Below are 19,812 nucleotides of genomic sequence, written 5' to 3' on the forward strand. Positions count from 1 at the left end.
CATCAAGTCACCACCTGGTACTGGAAGCGATCCGAACGGCTGGTGGACTGCGCCAGCTCCACCGGGCGGCCATCGCGATCGCGGGAAAGGGTGAATACGGTCAAGGCCGGCAAGTGCCGGGGCATCATCAGCAGTGCGGCTTCGTCGCGGTTGGGCAAGCGCGCACCGATCAGGCTCTGGGTGCGGGTCAGCGGCAGGTCGCGCTCGCGCAGGTATTGGCGCAGGGAGCCGCCGTTGTAGTGCGCCAGCAACGGCGCTTGGCTTGCGCAGTAGCGATGGCGGATCAGGCTGACGGGCTGCTGGTCGAGCTTGCGCAGGGTTTGCAGCTCGATCATCGGCGCCATTTCGGCGATGCCCAGGTGCTGCGCTTCTTCGCGGCTGGCGTAGCAGTAACGACGCTTGAGCAGCAGCGCCTGCACGCCATGCCCCAGGGCCGACAGCGACTGGCTGTAGGCGGTGTCGGCGCCCATCGGGTAGATCAGCGGCCGGTCCAGCACCTGCGTGCCCTTGCCCTGCTGACGCAGCAGGCTGCCTTCAAACACCAGCTCATCAATGGCGCGGCGCAGGGTGTGGCGGTTGACGCCAAAGCGTTCGGCCAACTGCACCTCGCCCGGCAGGAACTCCCCGGCCTGGTAGCCGCTGAGTTCGCGGCGCAGGATATCGGCGAGTTCGCGGTACACCGGCTCATCTTGTCTAGACAACTGCATGCTTAAAAAAAGCGCCCGCAGGCACCCCTCCAAAGTCAGATAAACCGCTTGCGCAGGCGTTGGGACAGCACGTCGATCAGGCTCACCACCACGATGATCACCAGCAGCACCGCGCAGGTCTGCACGAACTGGAAGGCGCGGATGTTCTCCCACAGGATCACGCCGATGCCGCCGGCGCCGACCATGCCCACCACCGTCGCCGAGCGCACATTGGCCTCGAAGCGGTACAGCGCATAGCTCACCCACAGCGGCATGACTTGCGGGATCACGCCGTAGATCACCTCTTGCAAGGCGCTGGCACCGGTGGCGCGTACGCCTTCCACGGGGCCGGGGTCGATGGCCTCGACGGCTTCGGCAAATAGCTTGGCCAGAACCCCGGTGGTGCTGATCCACAGGGCCAGTACCCCGGCAAACGGACCAAGGCCGACCGCCACCACGAACAACATGGCGAACACCATTTCGTTGATCGAACGGAAGGCATCCATCACCCGGCGCAGGGGTTGGTGAATCCACCAGGGCGTGATGTTGTCGGCGCAGAGGATGCCCAGGGGCACCGAGCAGACAATCGCCAGCACCGTGCCCCAGAGGGCGATTTGCACGGTGACGATCATTTCCTTGAGGTAGGCGCGCCACTCGTGGAAGTCCGGCGGGAAGAAGTCAGCGGCGAAGGTCGCCATGTTTGCCGAGTCGCGGTACAGCGCCAGCGGGTTCATTTCCGCGCCTTTCCAGGCCCAGGCCAGCAACACCAGGAACAGGCCCCAGCCGAGGTATTGCGGCCAGGTTCTTTTGCCTACGGCTTCAGCGTGCAAGGTCGTCATGGATCACTCTCGATAATGGTTGGAGCCGGGCCTCTGTGTGTGGGAGCGGGCTTGCCCGCGAATGCGGTGTGTCATTCAACACATCCAGCGACTGATTCACCGCTTTCGCGAGCAAGCCCGCTCCCACACAAGCCCGCTCCCACATAGGCCCAGTTCACACATAGGCTCCGGTCCCACAGGGGGTCAGCCGTTGGCGGCGGGTTTCTTGTCCAGCTCGCTCAGGCGCTGTTGCAGCGTGGCCAGGTCGGCGTCGATCTGCGCCAGCTTCTTGGCTTTATCTGCCTCGGCCAGCTTGCTGTCGGCGCTGATGGTCGTGCGCTGCTTGAACAGCTCCAGTTGGCGGATCGGCAGCAACTGGTCGTCATTGGAGGCGAGGAACTTGCCCAACTGCATGTTCTTGAGCACAGCCTTTTCTTCATCGGTGTCGCCGTAGCTGAAGATGAAATCGCGGATTTTGCTCTTCTCGCTGTCCGTCAGGGCCTTGCTCCACACCAGCGGGTCGGCGGGGATCAGCGGCGACTTCCAGATCACCTTGAGTTGGGCGGCCTTGTCCGGCTGGGTCACTTCCAGGCGGTCCCAGCTTTCGGTGTTGAAGGTGGCCACGTCCAACTGCCCCTTGGCCACGCTCAGTGCGTTGACTTCATGGCTGGAATTGAGCGTGCGCTTGAAGGCGGTGGCGGCATCCACGTTGTTCTTGGCGAACACGTAGTAGCCCGGCACCAGGTAGCCCGAGGTGGAGTTCGGGTCGCCATTGCCGAAGGTCAGGTTCTTGGCGTTCTTGAGCATGTCTTCGACGGAGTTGAGCGGGCTGTCCTTGCGCACGATCAACAGGCTCCAGTAGCCGGCGGCGCCGTTGGCGGCGGCGGTCTGGGCGAAGATCTGGCCGTTGGAGCGATCCACCGCCTCCATCGCCGCCTTGTTGCCGAGCCAGGCCACATCCACTTTGTTAAAGCGCATGCCCTGGATCAGCCCGGCGTAGTCGGAGGCGAAGGTAGCGTTGATGGTCAGGCCGGTCTTCTTGTGCATGTCGTCGAGGAACGGCTGCCAGATGCTCTTGAGGTTCTGCGAAGACTCGGTGGACATGATGCCGAAGTTGATGGCCTTGTCGGCAGCCTGGGCATTGCCCATGGCGACGCTGGCCAACAACACGGCGGACAGGAAAACATGACCGATACGGTTCAACATGCAAGCGACTCCTATAGATCGTGGGTGGGGGTTCAAGCGCGGGCCAGGGCCAGGCGCTGGGGTAGCTCGGCACGGCGCGGCGACTCGGAAAACATCAGGCTGGTGTCGACGTCGGCACCGTACAGATCGTTGAGGAACTGGCTGCTCATCTCGCGGCCCTGCCCATCGAAATGAATGCGCCCGTCCTTGAGCGCCACGGCACGCGGGCAATACCGCATGGCGTAATCGACTTGATGCAGGGTCACGACTACGGTCTTGCCGTCACGGCGGTTGATATCGGCGAGAATCTCCATAACCTTGCGCGCCGACTCCGGGTCCAGGGAGGCAATCGGCTCGTCGGCCAGGATCACTTCGGCACGCTGGGTCAACGCCCGGGCAATCGCCACGCGCTGCTGCTGGCCACCGGACAGGGTCGAGGCGCGCTGCTGGGCCAGGTCCGCCAGGCCGACCCGTGCCAGGGACTCCATGGCACATTGCTTTTCCTCGGCCTTGAACAACCCGAGGTTGCCGCGCCAGCGCGGCATACGGCCCAGGCAACCGAGCAACACGTTGTCGAGCACACTCAGGCGATTGACCAGGTTGAACTGCTGGAAGATATAGCCAATATCCGCGCGCAGCCGCCGCACCTTGCCATTCAACCGCCCACTGGCCTGCACCTGGCGGCCCAGCACCTTGACGCTGCCGCCATTGCCCTTGTCGCAACAGGCCAGGCCCGCGAGGTGGCGCAACAACGTGGACTTGCCGGAGCCGGACGCACCGATCAGGGCAACCATTTCGCCAGTGGCGATAGTGAGTTCGAGGTCGACCAACGCGGTTTTCTTCGCAAAGGTCTTGTTCAGGCGATCGACATGGATAGCGGGAGTCATGGGCTTCTCTGTCTGGTTTGAACAGCCTTGCGGGGCTGTGTTTGAGTTCAAATGACAGTAGGCGCGGCAGGTGTCAGGGCTATGACTTGCACATGACGACAGGGGGGCGGTTTGATGAAGGTTTTATGAAAGGTTGGAACAGCTGAAGGATAATTCCCATGCACATGAGGATAAGGATCGTTCCCACGCTCCGCGTGGGAATGCCGCCAGGGACGCTCTGCGTCCCGATCCTGTGCAGGGGCAGGATGCGTTTCTTTGCTGCATGGGGGAGGATCAAAAAGGTTGGGATAGCTGAAGGGCTTTTCCCATGCACCATATATGCGACTTTTCCTACGACCCCTGTGGCTTGCAGTTGCTATAACGCACCGTTAGCCTCTCGCAGTCGCTGCTCATCAGCGATCGGGTTTGGTCGCCCGGGTTAGAATGGCGCACAGTGCCGCGCGAGCGGCATTATTGTGTTCGCGTTATGGCGAGCTGTACGTGGGAGGGCTTAGGCCCTGCCGGGTTTCCATTCCCTGGTCGACCAACCTGCGTACAGCTCGCCACCCTTCGGCTTGGTCGCGGATGTGGTGAGTTCCAATTGAATGGAGATTTACTGCATGAAAAAAGTCACACCTAGCCCGCCCTACTCCCTGAACGACAGCAAACTCCACGAAGCCGCCCAACGCGCGTTCAAGCATTACGAACTGCATTCGCAACCTGTCTGTACCCCATCAGAAAAACTCTTCACGGTCCGTGCCGGCCTCAGCACCGAAGAAGCGTTGAGCAACGCCTGTGAAATGCTCGAGTCGGCGGTAGTCAGTGCGTACGACTGCACCGAGCATCTTGAAGGCTCCAGCCGTAAGCAGGTGATGGCGGTGGTGCAATTGATTGAGATGGCGCAGTTGTTAGTAGACGCAGCGTTGCACCGGGAATGCCCGGCGGCCTGACGGCCAAGTAAATCCCTGTGGGAGCTGGCAAGCCAGCTCCCACATCTGGATGGGATTTCAAGTTATAAAAAAGGCGACCGGAAAAGATTCGGTTATCCAACCAAAATACGAGCCCCCTGGTATACCGAAAATCCCATCAGGAGGCCCCCGCTGACCCGGTTGAACACGCTTAGGTTCGGAGGGTCGGGCAGATGCTTTTTGATAAACCCGCCTCCCACGGCATAAACCATCTGACCTAGAAATGAACCGGCCAGAAAGCCGCTTAAACACCAGTAAAGTCCATACCCTTCAAGGGGAATCCCACTGGCGATGGCGTAAGAAGAAATCGCAACGATGGTGAAAGGACTGGTCAACGTCAGCAAGAAAACAGGGATAAAACCCGCCGCGCTCTTCACCTGTTTTGGTGAGCTGTGTCTTTTGAAAGTCATCGCACCCAAGTAAAAAATATAAGCAATCGCCAACCACGTTAATAGGTGACTGTTTGCCAACCAAACCCCTTCGACTGTCTTTAAGCCTGTAAAGGCGACGGCTGCAAACACTGCATCTGCAACCGCCGCACCTGATGCTCCGGGTACTGCGCTCCGTAGGCCATGGGTGATGGACTGCCTAAAAATAATGAAGGCTACGGGTCCAAAACTTAGCGATAAAATTGTGGCAAACGCCGCAGAACTCAGAATTTCTTGCACCTACTCCAAAGCCTCCCTAAACATTTTTTTATTTGCATGGCAATGCGGGCACTTAAAGTCCTCACCTATCTGCTCCCAAGTTGTCCCAGCCTCAATATCAGCTAAGGGCTCCCCAGTAAGCTCCGAATAAATATAGTGACAAATTTGACATTCGTAAGATTTTGACATAGCGAAAACCCTTGAACTTGTGGATTCAAACAATCGTCAGGCGTTGATTCAACGCAGCAAACATATGTTCAAACCCATCCATAAAGGCCATTGCCCCGCGCATCGCTTGCGGAGCAATACTTGGATTTTTTTCCAAATAAGAAATTATTATTTCTCGCCCTGTCGCTACATGCATAGGTTCGACTTCACAATGAATTGCAAAAAAGGCCAGGACCGGATCATCTTCCCCCCTTAAACCATAGGAGGCTGCGTATCTCTGAAACCCTTTGAGAAAATACTGAAACTCCCGCGACGACGTCATCTCCGATGCGAGATGAAAACCCAATGCCTCCCCTAAGAATTCAGAGCGGTACGATCGATGGGTGTTATTTCCCATGGCAGTACCCTCCGGAAGAATGTAGTGAGGGTTGAATAATTCAGCATCAGATAAACCCAAGTGGGTCGTCAGTTCCTTGAACATCTGGTGATGGGTTGGCAGCATATGTTTGTTATGTTGATGTAACCCATACTCGTCCACAGATGCGTAGAGAATATGAGCAGCTTTCGCAGTTCCATTCCATCTATCTTCTTTGATCCACTCATCTGTAACCCGTGCAGCCAATGCCACGATACCTGCTGGGACATCTTTGAAAAACGCCCATAGGGTTCCAAAGAACGTGGCCAGTCCCTCATGGCTCAAGGGTTGGGCCGAAAGGATCTCACCAAACCTTTCAAGCTCTCGAAGTGCACCGTGCCTGATGATTGCACTGGCAATTTCGTTATATCCAGCCTCACACACTCTATATATTTCGTTCTTATCAGTTCTTTTAGCAGATCCAAACTCGGACGAAGACTCAACGTTCATACTTAACTCCCTCTCCACACCATAAGTTTATAAATCCATTAGTAGTCCCCTTGCCTCCATATAAAAATTATTATCCACGTAGAAAAAATGTCAACCAAACGAAGAAATATTTCTCACCCCGCTAAAACAGGCGAGCCAGAGCCATTCTTTCCAAAATAAAAAAATACAAGACTACAATTCCGTTTAATATATAAATCTATTCCCACACATTACTCGCAGGACAAACAAAGAAATTTCCTATTTTAGCGAAGGGTAATTCCCACAACAAATTAAGCAACACCAAAAACAATCATAAAAAAGGCGACCGTTCAAAGGTCGCCTTTAGGAACTCGTTCCCACGCAGCATGGGAACGATCACTCACAGGCAGTTCATTTCGCGTACTGCTTACTCAACCCCGGCGGTACACCCTGCACATTCGTCTCTTCCCATGGCCCGTTGGGGCTGATGGAGCGGCTCCAGCCGTTGCTCCAGCGGTAGTAGGTGCGCTGGCGGTAGAAGGTGTGCGGTTGTTCGTCCAGCACGTAGACCTGCATCTTGCCGTCCCAGTGGCTGGCGGCGCCGGGGGGTGGGGCGAAGGTTGGGGACTTGCTGGGCAAGGGCTTGGCGGGGGCGGTGACCGGGCCGGAAGGTTTGGTTACCGGCTGGGTCGAGGGGCCCGACGGTGGGAGGGTCGGGCCCGTAGGCCCTGGTGGTGGCCGATGAACCGCGCAAGCGCTCAAGCCCAAGACCAGGCTGAGCAGGGTGATACGAGCGATGGCGGTCATGGGGGTTCCTCGAAATTATTGGTCCGGGCTGTCGATGGTCAACTGCTGGGTCGCGGTGGTGCTGCTGGCCAGGGTTTGACTGCGGCCGATCCACTCGCCGGCAGTCGGTTGACCGGCCCGTGAGATGCGCGCAACCAGTTGGACTTCGGGAAAGTTGGACAGTTTCAACTGCGGCATCATCGCATCGGCATCGCCCAGTTCGACGGTCACCGGCAGGTCGGCCACGGTGACGCGCTTGGCGGCCAGTGGCGCCGGCGGGCCGGAAGCGGCGCGGGCGAAGATGAATACGCTGTCGGTCGGCAGAGCGCGGGCTTTGACATCCGCCGCCAGGTCCACGCGTACTTTCATCACGGCGGTCTTGGCGGTCGGCGCGACGGCAGCGCCGCCCTCTTTCAACTTCTCGGCCGCGCGGTCGATGCCGCCTTGCAGCGCTACGCGGGAGCTGTCCTGCTCCGGCAACTGGGCCAGCAGGCGGTTCCAGTAGTCGATAGCTTCCTGGTAACGCTGCCCTTCAAAGGCGGCGATGCCCAGCAGGCCGAGGCTGGTGACTTCTTTCGGATCGAGCTTCAGCGCTTCGTCGGTCAAGGCCTGAAGCTGCGGCGACCATTGTTTGTTGTTGGCAAAGTACTGCGCCTGGGCCCACTGCCCTAGCAATTCCGGCTGGCGGCCGGCCAGGGCCACGGCGCGCTCGAAGACCTTGGCCGCATCGGCCGAACGGTCTTGGGCCATATAGGCGCGCCCCAGGAAGTACAGGCCTTCGGCCGAGTCCGGTTGCGCCGCTGCTGCCCGTTCCAGGCGCTGGGTCATGTCGGCAAGGGACACCGGCGGCTGGGAGAATTCGTGGGTCAGTTCAACCTTGTCGATGGCACCATAATGCAGGTACAGCCCCAGGCCCAGCACCGGCACCAGCACGGCGGCCAGCAGTGGCAGTGGCTTGCCCAGGCGCGATTCGCGAGGTTTTTCCACACCTTCGGTATCGGCCAGCAATTCGCGGGCGGCTTCGGCGCGGCCGGTGTCGAGCTGTGCTGCGTTGAGCACGCCTTCGCTTTGTTGGGTTTGCAGTTCGGCAACCCGTTCCTGATACAGCGCAACGTTCAGCGCAGTGCGATCTTCTTCACGTTGGGCGCGACGCACGCGCAACACCGGGATCAACAGGAAACTCAAGGCAACCAGGAGCAGCAGGCCAGCTGCGAGCCAGAAATCAATCATCAGTTTTTTTGTCCAGCAGTTGGTCGAGGCGTTGGCGCTCTTGGGCAGATAGCGCGTCAGATCCATCGGTAGGTGCCGCACGACGACGGCGGACGATCACAGCCATGACCACCAGGCCACCCAGCAACAGGGCGGCGGGGCCAAACCACAGCAGCGCAGTCTTGCTCGTCAGCGCGGGTCTGTAGCGGACAAAATCACCGTAGCGATCGACCATGAAGTCGATGATCTGCTGATTGTCCTTGCCCTCACCCAGCATGCGGAAGATCTCTTTGCGCAGGTCGGCGGCAATCGGTGCGTTGGAGTCGGCGATGTCCTGGTTCTGGCACTTGGGGCAGCGCAGTTCCTTGGTCAGCTCATGAAAGCGCTCGCGGTCGGCCGGCGTGGAAAATTCGTAGGTATCGATGGCCGCGTGGGCCACACCCAGCAGGCCCAGGGCCAGGACGGCGGCGGTCAACCAGCGCTTCATGGCTTGGCCTCGTCCACCAGGGCCTGGTACTTGGCCGCCAGTTGTTCGCGCCAGATCACTTCGTCGATCACCCCCACGAACTTGTCGCGGATCACGCCCTTGGCGTCGATAAAGAAGGTTTCCGGGGCGCCATACACGCCGAGGTTCAGGCCCAGGTTGCCGTCTTCATCGCGTACGTCCAGCAGATACGGGTTGTGGAACTCCGCCAGCCACTTCACGGCCGACGCATTGTCGTCCTTGTAGTTGATGCCGTAGATCACCACGCCCTGCTCGGCCAGCTTGTTCAGCACCGGGTGTTCCACGCGGCAGGAGATGCACCAGGTGGCCCACACATTGACCAGCGCCGGTTTGCCGATCAGGTCGGCCTGGGTCAGGGTTTTATCGCCCTGCACCGTCGGCAGCGAGAACGCCGGGAACGGCTTGCCGATCATCGCCGACGGCAGCTCGGCCGGGTCCAGGTACAGGCCGCGATACAAAAACACCGCGACCAGCAGAAACAGCGCCAGCGGCACTACCATCAACCAACGTTTCATACTGCGGCTCCCTGCATGCCGAGGGCTTCACGCACCCGGCTCTTGACCTTGACCCGGTAACGCCGGTCCAGCGCCGCCAGCAAACCGCCAAAGCCGGTCAGCAGGCCGCCGAACCAGATCCAGCGTACAAACGGCTTGACGTGAACGCGCACGGCCCAGGCGCCATCGCCCAACGGCTCGCCCAATGCCACGTAGAGGTCACGGGTGAACCCGGCGTCGATCCCGGCTTCAGTCATCATCGAACTCTGCACGGTGTACAGGCGTTTTTCCGGGTGCAGCACGGAAATTTGCTGGCCGTTGCGCAGTACGCGCACGGTGCCTTTGTCGGAGGTGAAGTTCGGCCCCTCGAAGTGCTTGGCACCTTCAAAGACGAACTGGTAGCCGCCCAGGTCCATGGACTCGCCAGGGGCCAGGCGCAGGTCGCGCTCGGCGCTGTTCTGGCTGGACAACACCACGCCCAGGGCACACACGGCGATACCGATATGGGCGATCTGCATGCCCCAGTAGCTGCGGGTCAGGGTCGGCAGGCCCTTGATCAGGCCCTTGTGCCGGGTCTTGTCGAAGATATCGCGCACGCCGGCCAGCAACACCCAGGCCGCCAGCATGAAGGTGGCAAGCACTGCCCAGTTGAAGTCGCCATAGGCAACCCCGGCAACCACCGCCAAGGCGGCACTGCCCAGCAACACCGGGGTCAGCATGCCCAGCAGCCATTTGACCGGGGTGTCTTTCCAGCGCACCAGCACGCCAACCGCCATCACCACCATCAACAGGCCCATCAACGGGATGAACAAGGCGTTGAAGTACGGCGGGCCGACCGACAGCTTGGCGCCGGTCAGGGCATCGAGTACCAGCGGGTACAGGGTGCCCAGCAGGATCATCGAGGCGGCGACGATCAGTACCAGGTTGTTGCCCAGCAACAGGGTTTCCCGCGACCACAGGTTGAAGCCCACGTGGCTCTTGACCACCGGCGCGCGCAGGGCGAACAGGGTCAGCGAACCGCCGACCACACAGAGCAGGAAGATCAGGATAAACACGCCGCGCTCAGGGTCGGCGGCGAATGCGTGTACCGACGTCAGCACGCCGGAACGCACGAGGAACGTGCCCAAGAGGCTCAGGGAGAAAGCGGCAATAGCCAGCAACACGGTCCAGCTCTTGAACACCCCGCGTTTTTCCGTGACCGCCAGGGAGTGGATCAGTGCCGTGCCCACCAGCCAGGGCATGAAGGAGGCGTTTTCCACCGGGTCCCAGAACCACCAGCCGCCCCAGCCGAGTTCGTAGTAGGCCCACCACGAGCCCAGGGTGATGCCGATGCCGAGGAAAGCCCAGGCGACGATGGTCCATGGCCGCGACCAACGCGCCCAGGCGGCGTCGAGACGCCCGCCGAGCAAGGCGGCGATGGCAAAGGCGAAGGCCACGGAGAAGCCCACGTAGCCCATGTAGAGCATCGGCGGGTGGACGATCAGGCCGATATCCTGCAGCAACGGGTTGAGGTCGCGACCGTCCATGGGAATCTGCGGCAGAATCCGCTCGAACGGGTTGGAGGTCATGATCAAAAACAGCAGGAAGCCGATGCTGATCATGCCCATCACCGCCAGCACCCGCGCCAGCATCACGTGCGGCAACTGCCGGGAGAACACCGACACGGCAAAGGTCCAGCCGCCGAGGATCAGGGCCCACAGCAGCAGGGAGCCTTCGTGGGCGCCCCACACGGCGCTGAACTTGTAGTACCAGGGCAAGGCGCTGTTGGAGTTGCTGGCCACATAGGCGACGGAAAAGTCGTCGGTCATAAAGGCGTAAGTCAGGCAACCGAAGGCGAACGCCAGGAACGCGAACTGGCCCCAGGCGGCGGGTTGCGCCAGGCTCATCCACAACCGGTCGCCGCGCCAAGCGCCCAGCAGCGGCACGATGGCCTGGACGATGGCAAAGCACAGGGCGAGGATCATCGCCAGTTGGCCCAACTCGGGGATAAACAATGTAGAGGTCATCGCTTAACCCTCCTTGGCTGGGGTTGGCGCGGATTGGCCGCTGTCTTTTAACGCCTTGGTTACTTCCGGCGGCATGTATTTTTCATCGTGCTTGGCCAGCACTTCATCGGCCACCACCACGCCGTCGGCGTTGATCTTGCCCAGGGCGACAATGCCCTGCCCTTCGCGGAACAGGTCCGGGAGGATGCCGCGGTAGGTGATGGTCACGGATTTATTGAAGTCGGTGACCACGAAGGTCACGTCCAGGGAGTCGCCGGAGCGCTTCAGGGAACCGGCCTCGACCATGCCGCCGGCGCGGATCCGCGTGTCTTGCGGGGCTTCGCCATTGGCGATCTGGGTCGGGGTATAGAACAGGTTGATATTCTGCTGCAAGGCACTCAAGGCCAGGCCCACGGCAATGCCGACGCCCACCAGGATGGCAAGGATGATCAACAGACGTTTTCTACGCAGCGGATTCACTTATCGGTCTCCCGGCGCAGACGACGCGCCTCTTGTTGCAGGTAACGCTTGCGGGCCAGGATCGGCGCAACGACGTTGAGGGCCAGGACGGCCAGGCTGATGCCATAGGCGGTCCAGACGTACAGGCCATGGTGGCCCATGGCAAGAAAATCACTGAAAGAGGCGAAACTCATCCACGGGCTCCCAGGCTGTTTTGCACTTCGACCTTGACCCAACTGGCGCGGGCTTCACGCTTGAGCACTTCGAGGCGCATGCGCATCAGCAGCACCGCACCGAAGAAGCAGTAGAAGCCCAGGACCATCAGCAGCAGCGGCGCCCACATTTCCACAGGCATCGCCGGTTTTTCGGTGAGGGTGAAGGTGGCGCCCTGGTGCAGGGTGTTCCACCACTCCACCGAGTACTTGATGATCGGGATATTGATCACGCCGACAATCGCCAGCACCGCGCAGGCCTTGGCGGCGCTGTCACGATTGCTGATGGCGTTGCCCAGGGCAATCAGCCCGAAGTACAGAAACAGCAGGATCAGCATCGACGTCAGTCGCGCATCCCAGACCCACCACGAGCCCCAGGTCGGCTTGCCCCAGATCGCCCCGGTCAGCAGCGCCACGGCGGTCATCCACGCACCGATGGGCGCCGCGCATTGCAGGGCGACGTCGGCCAGCTTCATCTTCCACACCAGGCCGACAATGCCGCACACCGCCAGCATCACGTAGCAGGACTGGGCCAGTAGCGCGGCAGGTACGTGGATATAGATGATGCGAAAGCTGTTGCCCTGCTGGTAGTCCGGCGGTGCGAAGGCCAGGCCCCAGACCAGGCCGCTGCCGATCAGCAGGAAAGCCGCGACGGCCAGCCAGGGCAGCATTGTGCCGCTGATGCCGTAGAACCACTTGGGCGAGCCGAGCTTGTGAAACCAGGTCCAGTTCATTGCTGTTTCCATCACGGTTGCTTTTCGTCGTTGCGAAAAGTCTAGGGTCTTTACTGGTTAAGGCATAACACTTAACCAGACCTCATTATTCGCCGACGCTGATCTTCAGGCCGGCCGCTATAGCAAAAGGTGTCAGGGTTACCGCCAGGGCGGTCAGGCTGCCAAGCCACAAGAGGTAACCGGTCGCCGGCATCCCCATGAGCGCGGCCTGCAAGGCGCCGCTGCCCAGGATCAACACCGGGATATACAAAGGCAAAATCAGCAAGGCCAGCAACAGCCCCCCACGTTTGAGGCCCACGGTCAGTGCCGCGCCCACCGCTCCCAGCAAGCTCAGCACCGGGGTGCCCAGCAACAACGAGGCCAGCAATACCGGCAGGCATTCGGCAGGCAGGCCCAGCATCATCGCCAGCAACGGCGCGAGCAAGACCAGCGCCAGGCCGGAGAAGGCCCAGTGTGCCAGTACCTTGGCCAGTACCAGAAGAGGCAGGGGGTGCGACGAAAGGACCCACTGCTCAAGGGAACCATCTTCAAAATCACTGCGAAACAGCCCGTCCAGCGAGAGCAGGACGGACAAAAGGGCCGCTACCCACACCAGTCCCGGAGACAAGGTTTGCAACAGTTTAGTCTCGGGGCCGACCGCCAAAGGGAACAACGCGATGACAATTGCGAAGAACACCAGCGGGTTGGCCAACTCCGCCGGGCGGCGACACAGCAAGCGGGCTTCGCGGGCGACCAACAGGGCAAAGACACTCATACCGACCACCGCCCCAGGTCCAGGTCGCGGTAACCGGCAGGCATGCGGGTCAGGGTGTGGTGGGTGGTGAGGACCACCATGCCGCCCTGTTCGCAGTGCCGGGCCAGGTGTTCTTCGAGCTGCGCCACGCCCTGTTTGTCGAGGGCGGTGAAGGGTTCGTCGAGGATCCACAGCGGCGGGCCATCCAGGTACAGGCGGGCCAGGGCCACGCGGCGCTGCTGGCCGGCGGACAAGGTATGGCACGGCACGTCTTCAAACCCCTTCAAGCCCACGGCAGCCAGGGCCTGCCAGATCGACTCGCGCGTGGCCGGGTGATGCAGGGCGCTGAGCCAACTGAGGTTTTCTTCGGCGCTGAGCACATCCTTGATCCCAGCGGCATGGCCAATCCACACCAGGTTGCGCGCCAGCTCCGTGCGTTGCTCATGCAGCGGCTTGCCGTTGAGGCGCACCTGGCCCGCCGTGGGCTGCATCAGGCCGGCCAACAGGCGCAGCAGGCTGGTCTTGCCACTGCCGTTGGGGCCGCTGATCTGCACCATGTCGCCGCCCGCCAGACGCAGTTCAAGGTGTTCAAACAGCATCCGCAGGTCTCGCTCACAGGCAAGCGCAACGGCTTCAAGTAGGGGGCTGGTCACAAGATCGCGGGCCTTTACGGTTCAAGTCGGCGGTGGAACGGCCGTTAAAGAGATGCACAATAACTGCATTGGCGGCCTGTTTTAGAGAGCTGGATCAATCAGTTGAGATGTTTTTGACACGCTCTTTGCAGACGGGCGGCATTATACATGCGATGCCCTACTCTAAAGAGGGCAATTTCCTTGAGACGGCGGCCACGATGAGCGGTGACATCAACCTTCCGACCCTTCCCCCCGCCCCGGCCACCGGGCCTCGGCCTGCGCCTGCGGTGGGTGAGCTGCTGAAACTGCTGGAACCCCAGACAGGCTTGATCGACGCCGGCAAAACCGTGAACGCCGAGGTGCTGGCGCTCAAGCAAGGCGGTGAAGCCTTTCAGTTGTTACTCAAGCTGACCCTCGAAGGTGGCCGGCAAACCCTGGTGCAGGCCGCCAGCAGCCAGCCGCTGCCCCTGGGCAGCAACGTCGCGGTGAGCCAGACGGCATCGGGCGACTTGGCGATCAGCCTGCAACAGGCCCTCAGCGCCAATGTCGCGGCCCTGACCCGCATCGACACCCAGCAGTTGCCGGTGGGCACCTTGCTGCAAGCCAAGGTGCTGACCTCGCAGATGCTGCCCCAGGGCGCCGGGCAACCGGCGCTGTACCGCTCGCTGGTGTCGGTGCTCAACAACGCCCTGAGTGGCACCACCCTGACCCTGGACAGCCCGCAGCCCTTGCGCGTCGGTAGCTTGCTCAGCGCCGTGGTGCAGGGCGCGCAGACCCTGGACTTCGTGCCCCTGAGCGGGCTGCGCGATCAACTGGCGGTCAGCCAGCAACTGGCCGCCCAGCAAAGCCGCCAGGCCTCGCTGGAGGGGGTGTTCAATGCCCTGAAAAACCTGCCCGATGACACCTCCGCACAATTGCGCGCCGCCGTGGAGCGCCTGTTGGCCGGGCTGCCGGATATGGCGCAGGTCAGCAACCCCAAGGTGCTGGCGCAGTTGCTGAACAACAGCGGCGTGTTCCTCGAAGCCAAGCTGCTGGCCGGGCAAAACCCGCAAGTGCCGCCGCTGGATATGAAAGGCAGCCTGCTGCGCCTGGTCAACGAGTTGCTGCCCGCCCTGCCTGCCAGCACCAACCTCAATGCGATCCTGGCCGCCAATACCCTGGCACAGATGCTGCCCAGCTTTGTCCGCAGCCCCCTGGGCACCCTCGGCCAGGTGGGCGCCCGCACCGCGCCGGGCGGCTTCCCCCTGCCCGAGCGTCTGCTGCAGCGCCTGGACGGTGAAAACAGCCTGGAAAACCTGCTACGCCTGGCCGCCGGCGCCATCTCACGCTTGCAGAGCCATCAACTGTCGAGCCTGGAACAAAGCGGCACCACCGCCGATGGCCGCCTGCAAACCACCTGGCAACTGGAAATCCCCATGCGCACCTTGCAGGACATCGTGCCGCTGCAGGTCAAGTTCCAGCGCGAAGAGCCGCCGCCGGACAAGGACGAGCCGGAACGCAAGCTCGAACGCGACGCGAAAAAGATGCTGTGGCGCGTGGAACTGGCCTTCGACATGGAGCCCCTGGGCCCGTTGCAGGTCCAGGCACAACTGAGCCAGGGCAAACTGTCCAGCCAGCTGTGGGCCACCCGCCCGTTCACCGCCAGCCTGATCGAAAGCCACCTGGGCAGCCTGCGCGAACGCCTGGTGTCGTCGGGCCTCAACGTCGGCGACCTCGACTGCCACCTCGGCACCCCGCCCCGGGGGCCGAAGACCGGGCTGGAACAACGCTGGGTGGATGAAACCGCATGAAAAACCCGACCCCACCGCGCCAGGCCATCGCCCTCAAATACGACGGCAAGGCCGCCCCCGCCCTGACCGCCAAAGGCGACGACGCCCTGGCCGAAGCCATCCTGAAGTTGGCGCGCGAACACGAAGTCCCGATTTATGAAAATGCCGAACTGGTGAAATTGCTGGCGCGCATGGAACTGGGCGACAGCATCCCCGAAGAGCTGTACCGGACCATTGCCGAGATTATTGCCTTTGCCTGGACACTCAAAGGCAAGTTCCCGGCGGGGTATGACCCGGATGCCGAGCCGGTGGAGCGGGATGTGACGGCGCGCGGGGATGATTACTAAAGCCCTGCGGGTTTACCCCAATCAAAAGTGTGGGAGCGGGCTTGTGTGGGAGCGGGCTTGCTCGCGATGGCGGAGTGTCAGTCAACTATTTATCAACTGACCCACCGCCATCGCGAGCAAGCCCGCTCCCACATTGGAACTGCGGTGGGCGCTGGGAGTGGGGCGACAAAAAACAAGCTGGCTTGCCGGCTCCCATATTGGAATCGGTGCAGGCTCAGCTTTTGTGCAATTTGCTCATCAACTGTGCCTCGGCCTGGGTCAGGCCGCAGGATTGGGTCAGTTCGTCCACCGTGGCGCCCATGCCGACCAACTTGGCCGCCTGGGCAAACGACAGATTGGCCGGGTCGCGCTGCTCCAGTGCCGACAGTTTGTCGGGCAACGGGGCGAGGATCGAGCGCAGTTCGTGCACGTCCTCCCCTACCCGCACGGCGCTTTGCTGGTAGTTGTCCACACGCTTGGCCATCTCGCGCAGGCGCTGGTCGCGCACGGCGTCGCGCTCGGCCTGGCGCAACGTCAGTTCGCGTTGCTGGCGCATATGGCGCAGCAATACCACCACAGTCCCGACCCACAGCAGGGCCAGGACGATTACCGCTACCTCAAGCATCAATCAGATGTTCTCCAGGTCCGACCACTCTTCTTCGCTCATCATCTTGTCCAGCTCAACCAGGATCAGCAACTCGCCGTTCTTGTTGCACACGCCCTGGATAAACTTGGCCGACTCTTCGTTGCCGACATTCGGCGCGGTCTCGACTTCCGATTGGCGCAGATAAACCACTTCGGCGACGCTGTCGACCATGATCCCGACCACTTGCTTGTCGGCCTCGATGATGACGATCCGCGTGTTGTCGTTGACTTCAGTCGGCATCAGGCCAAAACGCTGGCGCGTGTCGATCACGGTCACGACGTTGCCGCGCAGGTTGATGATGCCCAGCACGTAGCTTGGCGCACCCGGTACCGGCGCGATTTCGGTGTAGCGCAGTACTTCCTGCACGCGCATCACGTTAATGCCGTAGGACTCGTTGTCCAGTTTGAAGGTAACCCATTGCAGAATCGGATCATCCAAACCCTGTGCGGACGCTGACTTATTCATACCCCTGACCCCTTCAAATGCCGTTGAGAACGGCGTGTGTTCTTCTTGGGCAGCACCGTGGCGCTGCGTCTCACATCAAGTACGTGTGTTACCTGGCAGCTCTTTTACCGCGCCGCTGGCAATCAATTCAGCCAATTCGGCAACATCCAGCAGCGCGCACATATGTTCGATCACCGTGCCCGCCAGCCATGGTCGCTGGCCACGGTGGCTGCGCCATTTGATCTCGTTGGGGTCCAGGCGCAACGAACGGCTGACCTGATGCACCGCCAGCCCCCATTCGTAGCCCTGCACCGAAATCACGTATTGCAGGCCCTGGCGGAAATCATCGCGATAGCGGTCGGGCATCACCCAGCGCGCGGTGTCCAGCACCTTGAGGTTACCGGCCTGGCTCGGCAGGATCCCGAGGAACCACTCCGGCTGGCCGAACAATGGCGTCAACTCCTGGCCTTGCAGGGAGTAGATCGAGCCCAGGCACACCAAGGGCACCGCCAGGGTCAACCCGGCCACATCGAACAGCAGGCACTCGAACGACTCGGCAGCCCAGGACGGTCGACCATCGGTTTCTACCGGTGGCGGCGTAATGCTCGGCGGTCGATGCACCTCCGCTATCGGCGGCACCAGCACCAACGAGGCAGGCGCTTGCACGGCTAGGGCGGCAACCGGCACTACCAGCGCATCACGGGCCTGCTCTTCCAGGACCGCCCGTTGAAACTCATCCAGGCCAGCCTCGGCCTCGACCACAGGCACCGCCAACACCTCATCCAGTACCAGGATCGGCTCGGGCAGCACTTCCTCGGTCGCCTCCTGCAGCAATGCATCCAGGTAGGACTGCAGCGCCAGTTGCGGCCGGGTCTTGATATCGACAGGACGATTCATCTGTATGCCCACGCGCAAGCACCGTTAACCGTGTATTTAAAGGTTATCGGCGCGATGCCCCGCAGACTTGAATTTACATTCATTTCACGCCACCTGCGCCACAAGCTGCTGGGCCAGCAGGTGCTTGAGCAAGGCCCGGTACGCCAGCACGCCACGGCTTTTACCGTCGAATTGCGAGGGTGCCAGGCCGGCGCGGCTGGCGTCACGCAGGCGCGTGTCCACCGGGATATAACCTTGCCAGATGGTCTCGGGGTAGGCATCGCGCAATACGCGCAAGGTGCCGAGGGAGGCCTGGGTACGGCGGTCGAACAGGGTCGGCACGATACTGAACGGCAACGCCTGCTTGCGCGAACGGTTGATCATGGCCAGGGTATTGACCATGCGCTCCAGGCCCTTGACCGCCAAGTGCTCGGTCTGCACCGGGATCACCAACTGCTGGCTGGCCGCCAGGGCATTGACCATCAGCACGCCCAGCAAGGGCGGGCTGTCGATGATCGCGTAGTCGAAGTCCTGCCACAGTTGCGCCAGGCTCTTGGCGATCACCAGGCCCAGGCCGCTCTGCCCCGGCGACTGGCGCTCCAGGGTGGCCAACGCGGTACTGGAGGGTAACAGCGAGATCTTGTCGTTGCTGGTGGGCAACAGCAGTTGCCCGGGCAAGCCGGTGGGGACGTTGCCCTTGTGCAGGAACAGGTCGAAGCAACTGTGTTCCAGCACATCCGGGTCGTAGCCAAAATAGCTGGTCATCGAGCCGTGGGGATCCAGGTCGACAATGACCACGCGCTTGCCCGCCTCGGCCAGCAGGCCGGCTAAGGCGATGGAGGTGGTGGTCTTGCCGACCCCACCTTTTTGATTGGCAACTGCCCAGACTCTCATTCGGATTGTTCCTCCCGGCAGGCACTGGCTCGACCGAGAAATAGCACGAGGTTATAGAGCCGGTGACGGAGAATTGACGGCACTCCCACGTTCCGGCGGCGTTACGGGCGTCGGTGCAGTTTGTGTGCCAGCCCGCTTCATTGCTGCATCAGGTTGTGCATTGGCCGCGCCGGTGGCGGTCAGGCTGCGGCGCACATCAAGGTTGCGCGACACCACCAACACCACCCGCCGGTTGCGCGCGCGGCCTTCGGCCGTCGCATTATTGGCCACCGGCTGGAATTCACCATAGCCCACCGACGCCAGGCGTCCAGGGTTGACGCCCTGCATGGCCAGCATACGCACGATGCTCGCCGAGCGCGCCGACGACAGCTCCCAGTTGGTGGGGAATTGCGCGGTATGGATCGGCTGGTCATCGGTAAAGCCTTCGACATGGATCGGGTTGTCGAAGGGTTTCAAAATCGCCGCCACCTTGTCGATGATGCTAAAGGCAATATCGCTGGGCAGGGCATCGGCGCTGGCGAACAACAGGCTGGAGTTGAGCTCGATCTCCACCCACAGCTCATTGCCGCGAACAGTCATCTGGTTGGAGCTGATCAAGTCGCCAAACGCCGCGCTGATATCGTCGGCGATGCTCTTGAGCGGGTCGCTGCCACCACTGATGCCGGCGTCGGTCTCGTCGCTGTCCTTGACCAGGGGTTTGGCCGGGGTCACGGTCTTGGGCCGCTCGTCGCCAATGGGAATCGGCTTGAGGGCCCGGTCCGAGTCGGTAAATACGCCGACCAGGGCTTCGGAGATGACCTTGTACTTGCCTTCGTTGATCGAGGAAATGGAGTACATCACCACAAAAAAGGCGAACAGCAAGGTGATGAAGTCGGCATAGGACACCAGCCAGCGTTCATGGTTGACGTGTTCTTCAGGCTCGCGGCGACGACGGCTCACAGGCAATA

25 protein-coding genes are annotated in these 19,812 nt (G+C 61.3%); 3 read left to right on the forward strand and 22 right to left on the reverse strand.

Translation table 11 applies throughout. From position 1 onward, the window contains the following. Nucleotides 1–2 precede the first annotated feature (2 nt). From phnF to phnC, 4 genes are all read right to left on the reverse strand, one after another. A complete protein-coding gene (gene phnF / locus AO268_RS22590) occupies nucleotides 3–707 on the reverse strand; it encodes a phosphonate metabolism transcriptional regulator PhnF (protein WP_176561405.1) in 705 nt (234 codons plus the stop codon). 35 nt (nucleotides 708–742) lie between these two features. After that, a complete protein-coding gene (gene phnE / locus AO268_RS22595) occupies nucleotides 743–1,525 on the reverse strand; it encodes a phosphonate ABC transporter, permease protein PhnE (protein WP_099169911.1) in 783 nt (260 codons plus the stop codon). A 183-nt stretch (nucleotides 1,526–1,708) separates the two neighbouring features. Further along, nucleotides 1,709–2,710: a phosphonate ABC transporter substrate-binding protein gene (phnD, locus tag AO268_RS22600; protein ID WP_099169912.1), complete on the reverse strand. Its 1,002-nt coding sequence runs from the start codon at nucleotides 2,708–2,710 to the stop codon at nucleotides 1,709–1,711. 32 nt (nucleotides 2,711–2,742) lie between these two features. Further along, complete coding sequence (gene phnC / locus AO268_RS22605) at nucleotides 2,743–3,576, reverse strand: phosphonate ABC transporter ATP-binding protein (protein WP_099169913.1); 834 nt, start codon at nucleotides 3,574–3,576, stop codon at nucleotides 2,743–2,745. A gap of 599 nt (nucleotides 3,577–4,175) precedes the next feature. On the opposite strand from phnC, the gene AO268_RS22615 reads away from it, so the two are divergent. Beyond that, complete coding sequence (locus AO268_RS22615) at nucleotides 4,176–4,505, forward strand: DUF6124 family protein (protein WP_099169915.1); 330 nt, start codon at nucleotides 4,176–4,178, stop codon at nucleotides 4,503–4,505. A 92-nt stretch (nucleotides 4,506–4,597) separates the two neighbouring features. Here AO268_RS22615 and AO268_RS22620 read toward each other — a convergent pair whose 3' ends face one another. The 13 genes from AO268_RS22620 to ccmA form a co-directional block, all read right to left on the reverse strand. Further along, nucleotides 4,598–5,191, reverse strand: coding sequence for a LysE family translocator (locus tag AO268_RS22620; RefSeq protein ID WP_099169916.1), 594 nt, complete (start codon nucleotides 5,189–5,191; stop codon nucleotides 4,598–4,600). Then, complete coding sequence (locus AO268_RS33850; protein WP_099169917.1) at nucleotides 5,192–5,359, reverse strand: rubredoxin; 168 nt, start codon at nucleotides 5,357–5,359, stop codon at nucleotides 5,192–5,194. Nucleotides 5,360–5,384: 25 nt separating this feature from the next. Beyond that, on the reverse strand, nucleotides 5,385–6,203 hold the full coding sequence (locus AO268_RS22630) for an iron-containing redox enzyme family protein (protein ID WP_099169918.1): 819 nt from the start codon (nucleotides 6,201–6,203) through the stop codon (nucleotides 5,385–5,387). Between the two features lie 369 nt (nucleotides 6,204–6,572). After that, nucleotides 6,573–6,968 (reverse strand): hypothetical protein, encoded by a 396-nt coding sequence (locus tag AO268_RS22635; protein ID WP_099169919.1) that lies wholly within the window; start codon nucleotides 6,966–6,968, stop codon nucleotides 6,573–6,575. Nucleotides 6,969–6,983: 15 nt separating this feature from the next. Continuing rightward, entirely contained in the window at nucleotides 6,984–8,177 is a 1,194-nt protein-coding gene (gene ccmI, locus AO268_RS22640; RefSeq protein ID WP_099169920.1) for a c-type cytochrome biogenesis protein CcmI, read from the reverse strand. Next, nucleotides 8,170–8,643: a cytochrome c-type biogenesis protein gene (locus AO268_RS22645; protein ID WP_099169921.1), complete on the reverse strand. Its 474-nt coding sequence runs from the start codon at nucleotides 8,641–8,643 to the stop codon at nucleotides 8,170–8,172. Before AO268_RS22645 ends, ccmI begins: the two co-directional genes overlap by 8 nt. Continuing rightward, nucleotides 8,640–9,176 carry a DsbE family thiol:disulfide interchange protein gene (locus tag AO268_RS22650; RefSeq protein ID WP_099169922.1) on the reverse strand — a complete coding sequence of 179 codons (537 nt, stop codon included), beginning with the start codon at nucleotides 9,174–9,176 and terminating at the stop codon, nucleotides 8,640–8,642. The genes AO268_RS22645 and AO268_RS22650 overlap by 4 nt, the downstream gene beginning before the upstream one ends. After that, complete coding sequence (locus tag AO268_RS22655; RefSeq protein ID WP_099169923.1) at nucleotides 9,173–11,161, reverse strand: heme lyase CcmF/NrfE family subunit; 1,989 nt, start codon at nucleotides 11,159–11,161, stop codon at nucleotides 9,173–9,175. The genes AO268_RS22650 and AO268_RS22655 overlap by 4 nt, the downstream gene beginning before the upstream one ends. Nucleotides 11,162–11,164: 3 nt before the next feature. Continuing rightward, entirely contained in the window at nucleotides 11,165–11,620 is a 456-nt protein-coding gene (gene ccmE / locus AO268_RS22660) for a cytochrome c maturation protein CcmE (RefSeq protein WP_099169924.1), read from the reverse strand. Beyond that, nucleotides 11,617–11,793, reverse strand: coding sequence for a heme exporter protein CcmD (gene ccmD / locus AO268_RS22665; protein ID WP_029292593.1), 177 nt, complete (start codon nucleotides 11,791–11,793; stop codon nucleotides 11,617–11,619). The genes ccmE and ccmD overlap by 4 nt, the downstream gene beginning before the upstream one ends. Next, complete coding sequence (locus AO268_RS22670) at nucleotides 11,790–12,545, reverse strand: heme ABC transporter permease (protein ID WP_099169925.1); 756 nt, start codon at nucleotides 12,543–12,545, stop codon at nucleotides 11,790–11,792. Before AO268_RS22670 ends, ccmD begins: the two co-directional genes overlap by 4 nt. An 85-nt stretch (nucleotides 12,546–12,630) precedes the next feature. Next, a complete protein-coding gene (ccmB, locus tag AO268_RS22675; protein WP_032859085.1) occupies nucleotides 12,631–13,299 on the reverse strand; it encodes a heme exporter protein CcmB in 669 nt (222 codons plus the stop codon). Continuing rightward, nucleotides 13,296–13,931, reverse strand: a complete 636-nt coding sequence (gene ccmA / locus AO268_RS22680; RefSeq protein ID WP_099169926.1) for a cytochrome c biogenesis heme-transporting ATPase CcmA — start codon at nucleotides 13,929–13,931, stop codon at nucleotides 13,296–13,298. Before ccmA ends, ccmB begins: the two co-directional genes overlap by 4 nt. Before the next feature lie 197 nt (nucleotides 13,932–14,128). Here ccmA and fliK point away from each other — a divergent pair, with 197 nt between their 5' ends. Both fliK and AO268_RS22690 read left to right on the forward strand, forming a co-directional pair. Then, on the forward strand, nucleotides 14,129–15,700 hold the full coding sequence (fliK, locus tag AO268_RS22685; protein WP_099169927.1) for a flagellar hook-length control protein FliK: 1,572 nt from the start codon (nucleotides 14,129–14,131) through the stop codon (nucleotides 15,698–15,700). Next, on the forward strand, nucleotides 15,697–16,026 hold the full coding sequence (locus AO268_RS22690; RefSeq protein ID WP_099169928.1) for an EscU/YscU/HrcU family type III secretion system export apparatus switch protein: 330 nt from the start codon (nucleotides 15,697–15,699) through the stop codon (nucleotides 16,024–16,026). The genes fliK and AO268_RS22690 overlap by 4 nt, the downstream gene beginning before the upstream one ends. 214 nt (nucleotides 16,027–16,240) lie before the next feature. On the opposite strand, the gene AO268_RS22695 is transcribed toward AO268_RS22690, so the two are convergent. From AO268_RS22695 to motD, 5 genes are all read right to left on the reverse strand, one after another. Further along, complete coding sequence (locus tag AO268_RS22695) at nucleotides 16,241–16,633, reverse strand: DUF2802 domain-containing protein (RefSeq protein ID WP_099169929.1); 393 nt, start codon at nucleotides 16,631–16,633, stop codon at nucleotides 16,241–16,243. After that, nucleotides 16,634–17,116, reverse strand: coding sequence for a chemotaxis protein CheW (locus tag AO268_RS22700; RefSeq protein ID WP_032859076.1), 483 nt, complete (start codon nucleotides 17,114–17,116; stop codon nucleotides 16,634–16,636). Between the two features lie 75 nt (nucleotides 17,117–17,191). Further along, the gene (locus AO268_RS22705; RefSeq protein ID WP_099169930.1) at nucleotides 17,192–17,992 is read right to left on the reverse strand and encodes a CheW domain-containing protein; all 801 of its coding nucleotides are present in this window, start codon (nucleotides 17,990–17,992) and stop codon (nucleotides 17,192–17,194) included. Between the two features lie 84 nt (nucleotides 17,993–18,076). Further along, nucleotides 18,077–18,865 carry a ParA family protein gene (locus tag AO268_RS22710; RefSeq protein ID WP_099169931.1) on the reverse strand — a complete coding sequence of 263 codons (789 nt, stop codon included), beginning with the start codon at nucleotides 18,863–18,865 and terminating at the stop codon, nucleotides 18,077–18,079. 51 nt (nucleotides 18,866–18,916) lie between these two features. Next, nucleotides 18,917–19,804, reverse strand: a complete 888-nt coding sequence (gene motD, locus AO268_RS22715; protein WP_099169941.1) for a flagellar motor protein MotD — start codon at nucleotides 19,802–19,804, stop codon at nucleotides 18,917–18,919. Nucleotides 19,805–19,812: the final 8 nt, after the last annotated feature.

Source organism: Pseudomonas sp. ICMP 8385 (assembly GCF_002699915.1).
GTDB lineage: Bacteria > Pseudomonadota > Gammaproteobacteria > Pseudomonadales > Pseudomonadaceae > Aquipseudomonas > Aquipseudomonas gessardii.

Excerpts from the sequence above, each read along its gene's own strand:
- phnF (WP_176561405.1), bottom strand. The coding sequence starts at position 707 with ATGCAGTTGTCTAGACAAGATGAGCCGGTGTACCGCGAACTCGCCGAT.
- phnE (WP_099169911.1), bottom strand. The coding sequence starts at position 1,525 with ATGACGACCTTGCACGCTGAAGCCGTAGGCAAAAGAACCTGGCCGCAA.
- phnD (WP_099169912.1), bottom strand. The coding sequence starts at position 2,710 with ATGTTGAACCGTATCGGTCATGTTTTCCTGTCCGCCGTGTTGTTGGCC.
- phnC (WP_099169913.1), bottom strand. The coding sequence starts at position 3,576 with ATGACTCCCGCTATCCATGTCGATCGCCTGAACAAGACCTTTGCGAAG.
- AO268_RS22615 (WP_099169915.1), top strand. The coding sequence starts at position 4,176 with ATGAAAAAAGTCACACCTAGCCCGCCCTACTCCCTGAACGACAGCAAA.
- AO268_RS33850 (WP_099169917.1), bottom strand. The coding sequence starts at position 5,359 with ATGTCAAAATCTTACGAATGTCAAATTTGTCACTATATTTATTCGGAG.
- AO268_RS22630 (WP_099169918.1), bottom strand. The coding sequence starts at position 6,203 with ATGAACGTTGAGTCTTCGTCCGAGTTTGGATCTGCTAAAAGAACTGAT.
- AO268_RS22635 (WP_099169919.1), bottom strand. The coding sequence starts at position 6,968 with ATGACCGCCATCGCTCGTATCACCCTGCTCAGCCTGGTCTTGGGCTTG.
- ccmI (WP_099169920.1), bottom strand. The coding sequence starts at position 8,177 with ATGATTGATTTCTGGCTCGCAGCTGGCCTGCTGCTCCTGGTTGCCTTG.
- AO268_RS22645 (WP_099169921.1), bottom strand. The coding sequence starts at position 8,643 with ATGAAGCGCTGGTTGACCGCCGCCGTCCTGGCCCTGGGCCTGCTGGGT.
- AO268_RS22650 (WP_099169922.1), bottom strand. The coding sequence starts at position 9,176 with ATGAAACGTTGGTTGATGGTAGTGCCGCTGGCGCTGTTTCTGCTGGTC.
- AO268_RS22655 (WP_099169923.1), bottom strand. The coding sequence starts at position 11,161 with ATGACCTCTACATTGTTTATCCCCGAGTTGGGCCAACTGGCGATGATC.
- ccmD (WP_029292593.1), bottom strand. The coding sequence starts at position 11,793 with ATGAGTTTCGCCTCTTTCAGTGATTTTCTTGCCATGGGCCACCATGGC.
- AO268_RS22670 (WP_099169925.1), bottom strand. The coding sequence starts at position 12,545 with ATGAACTGGACCTGGTTTCACAAGCTCGGCTCGCCCAAGTGGTTCTAC.
- ccmB (WP_032859085.1), bottom strand. The coding sequence starts at position 13,299 with ATGAGTGTCTTTGCCCTGTTGGTCGCCCGCGAAGCCCGCTTGCTGTGT.
- fliK (WP_099169927.1), top strand. The coding sequence starts at position 14,129 with ATGAGCGGTGACATCAACCTTCCGACCCTTCCCCCCGCCCCGGCCACC.
- AO268_RS22690 (WP_099169928.1), top strand. The coding sequence starts at position 15,697 with ATGAAAAACCCGACCCCACCGCGCCAGGCCATCGCCCTCAAATACGAC.
- AO268_RS22700 (WP_032859076.1), bottom strand. The coding sequence starts at position 17,116 with ATGAATAAGTCAGCGTCCGCACAGGGTTTGGATGATCCGATTCTGCAA.
- AO268_RS22705 (WP_099169930.1), bottom strand. The coding sequence starts at position 17,992 with ATGAATCGTCCTGTCGATATCAAGACCCGGCCGCAACTGGCGCTGCAG.
- AO268_RS22710 (WP_099169931.1), bottom strand. The coding sequence starts at position 18,865 with ATGAGAGTCTGGGCAGTTGCCAATCAAAAAGGTGGGGTCGGCAAGACC.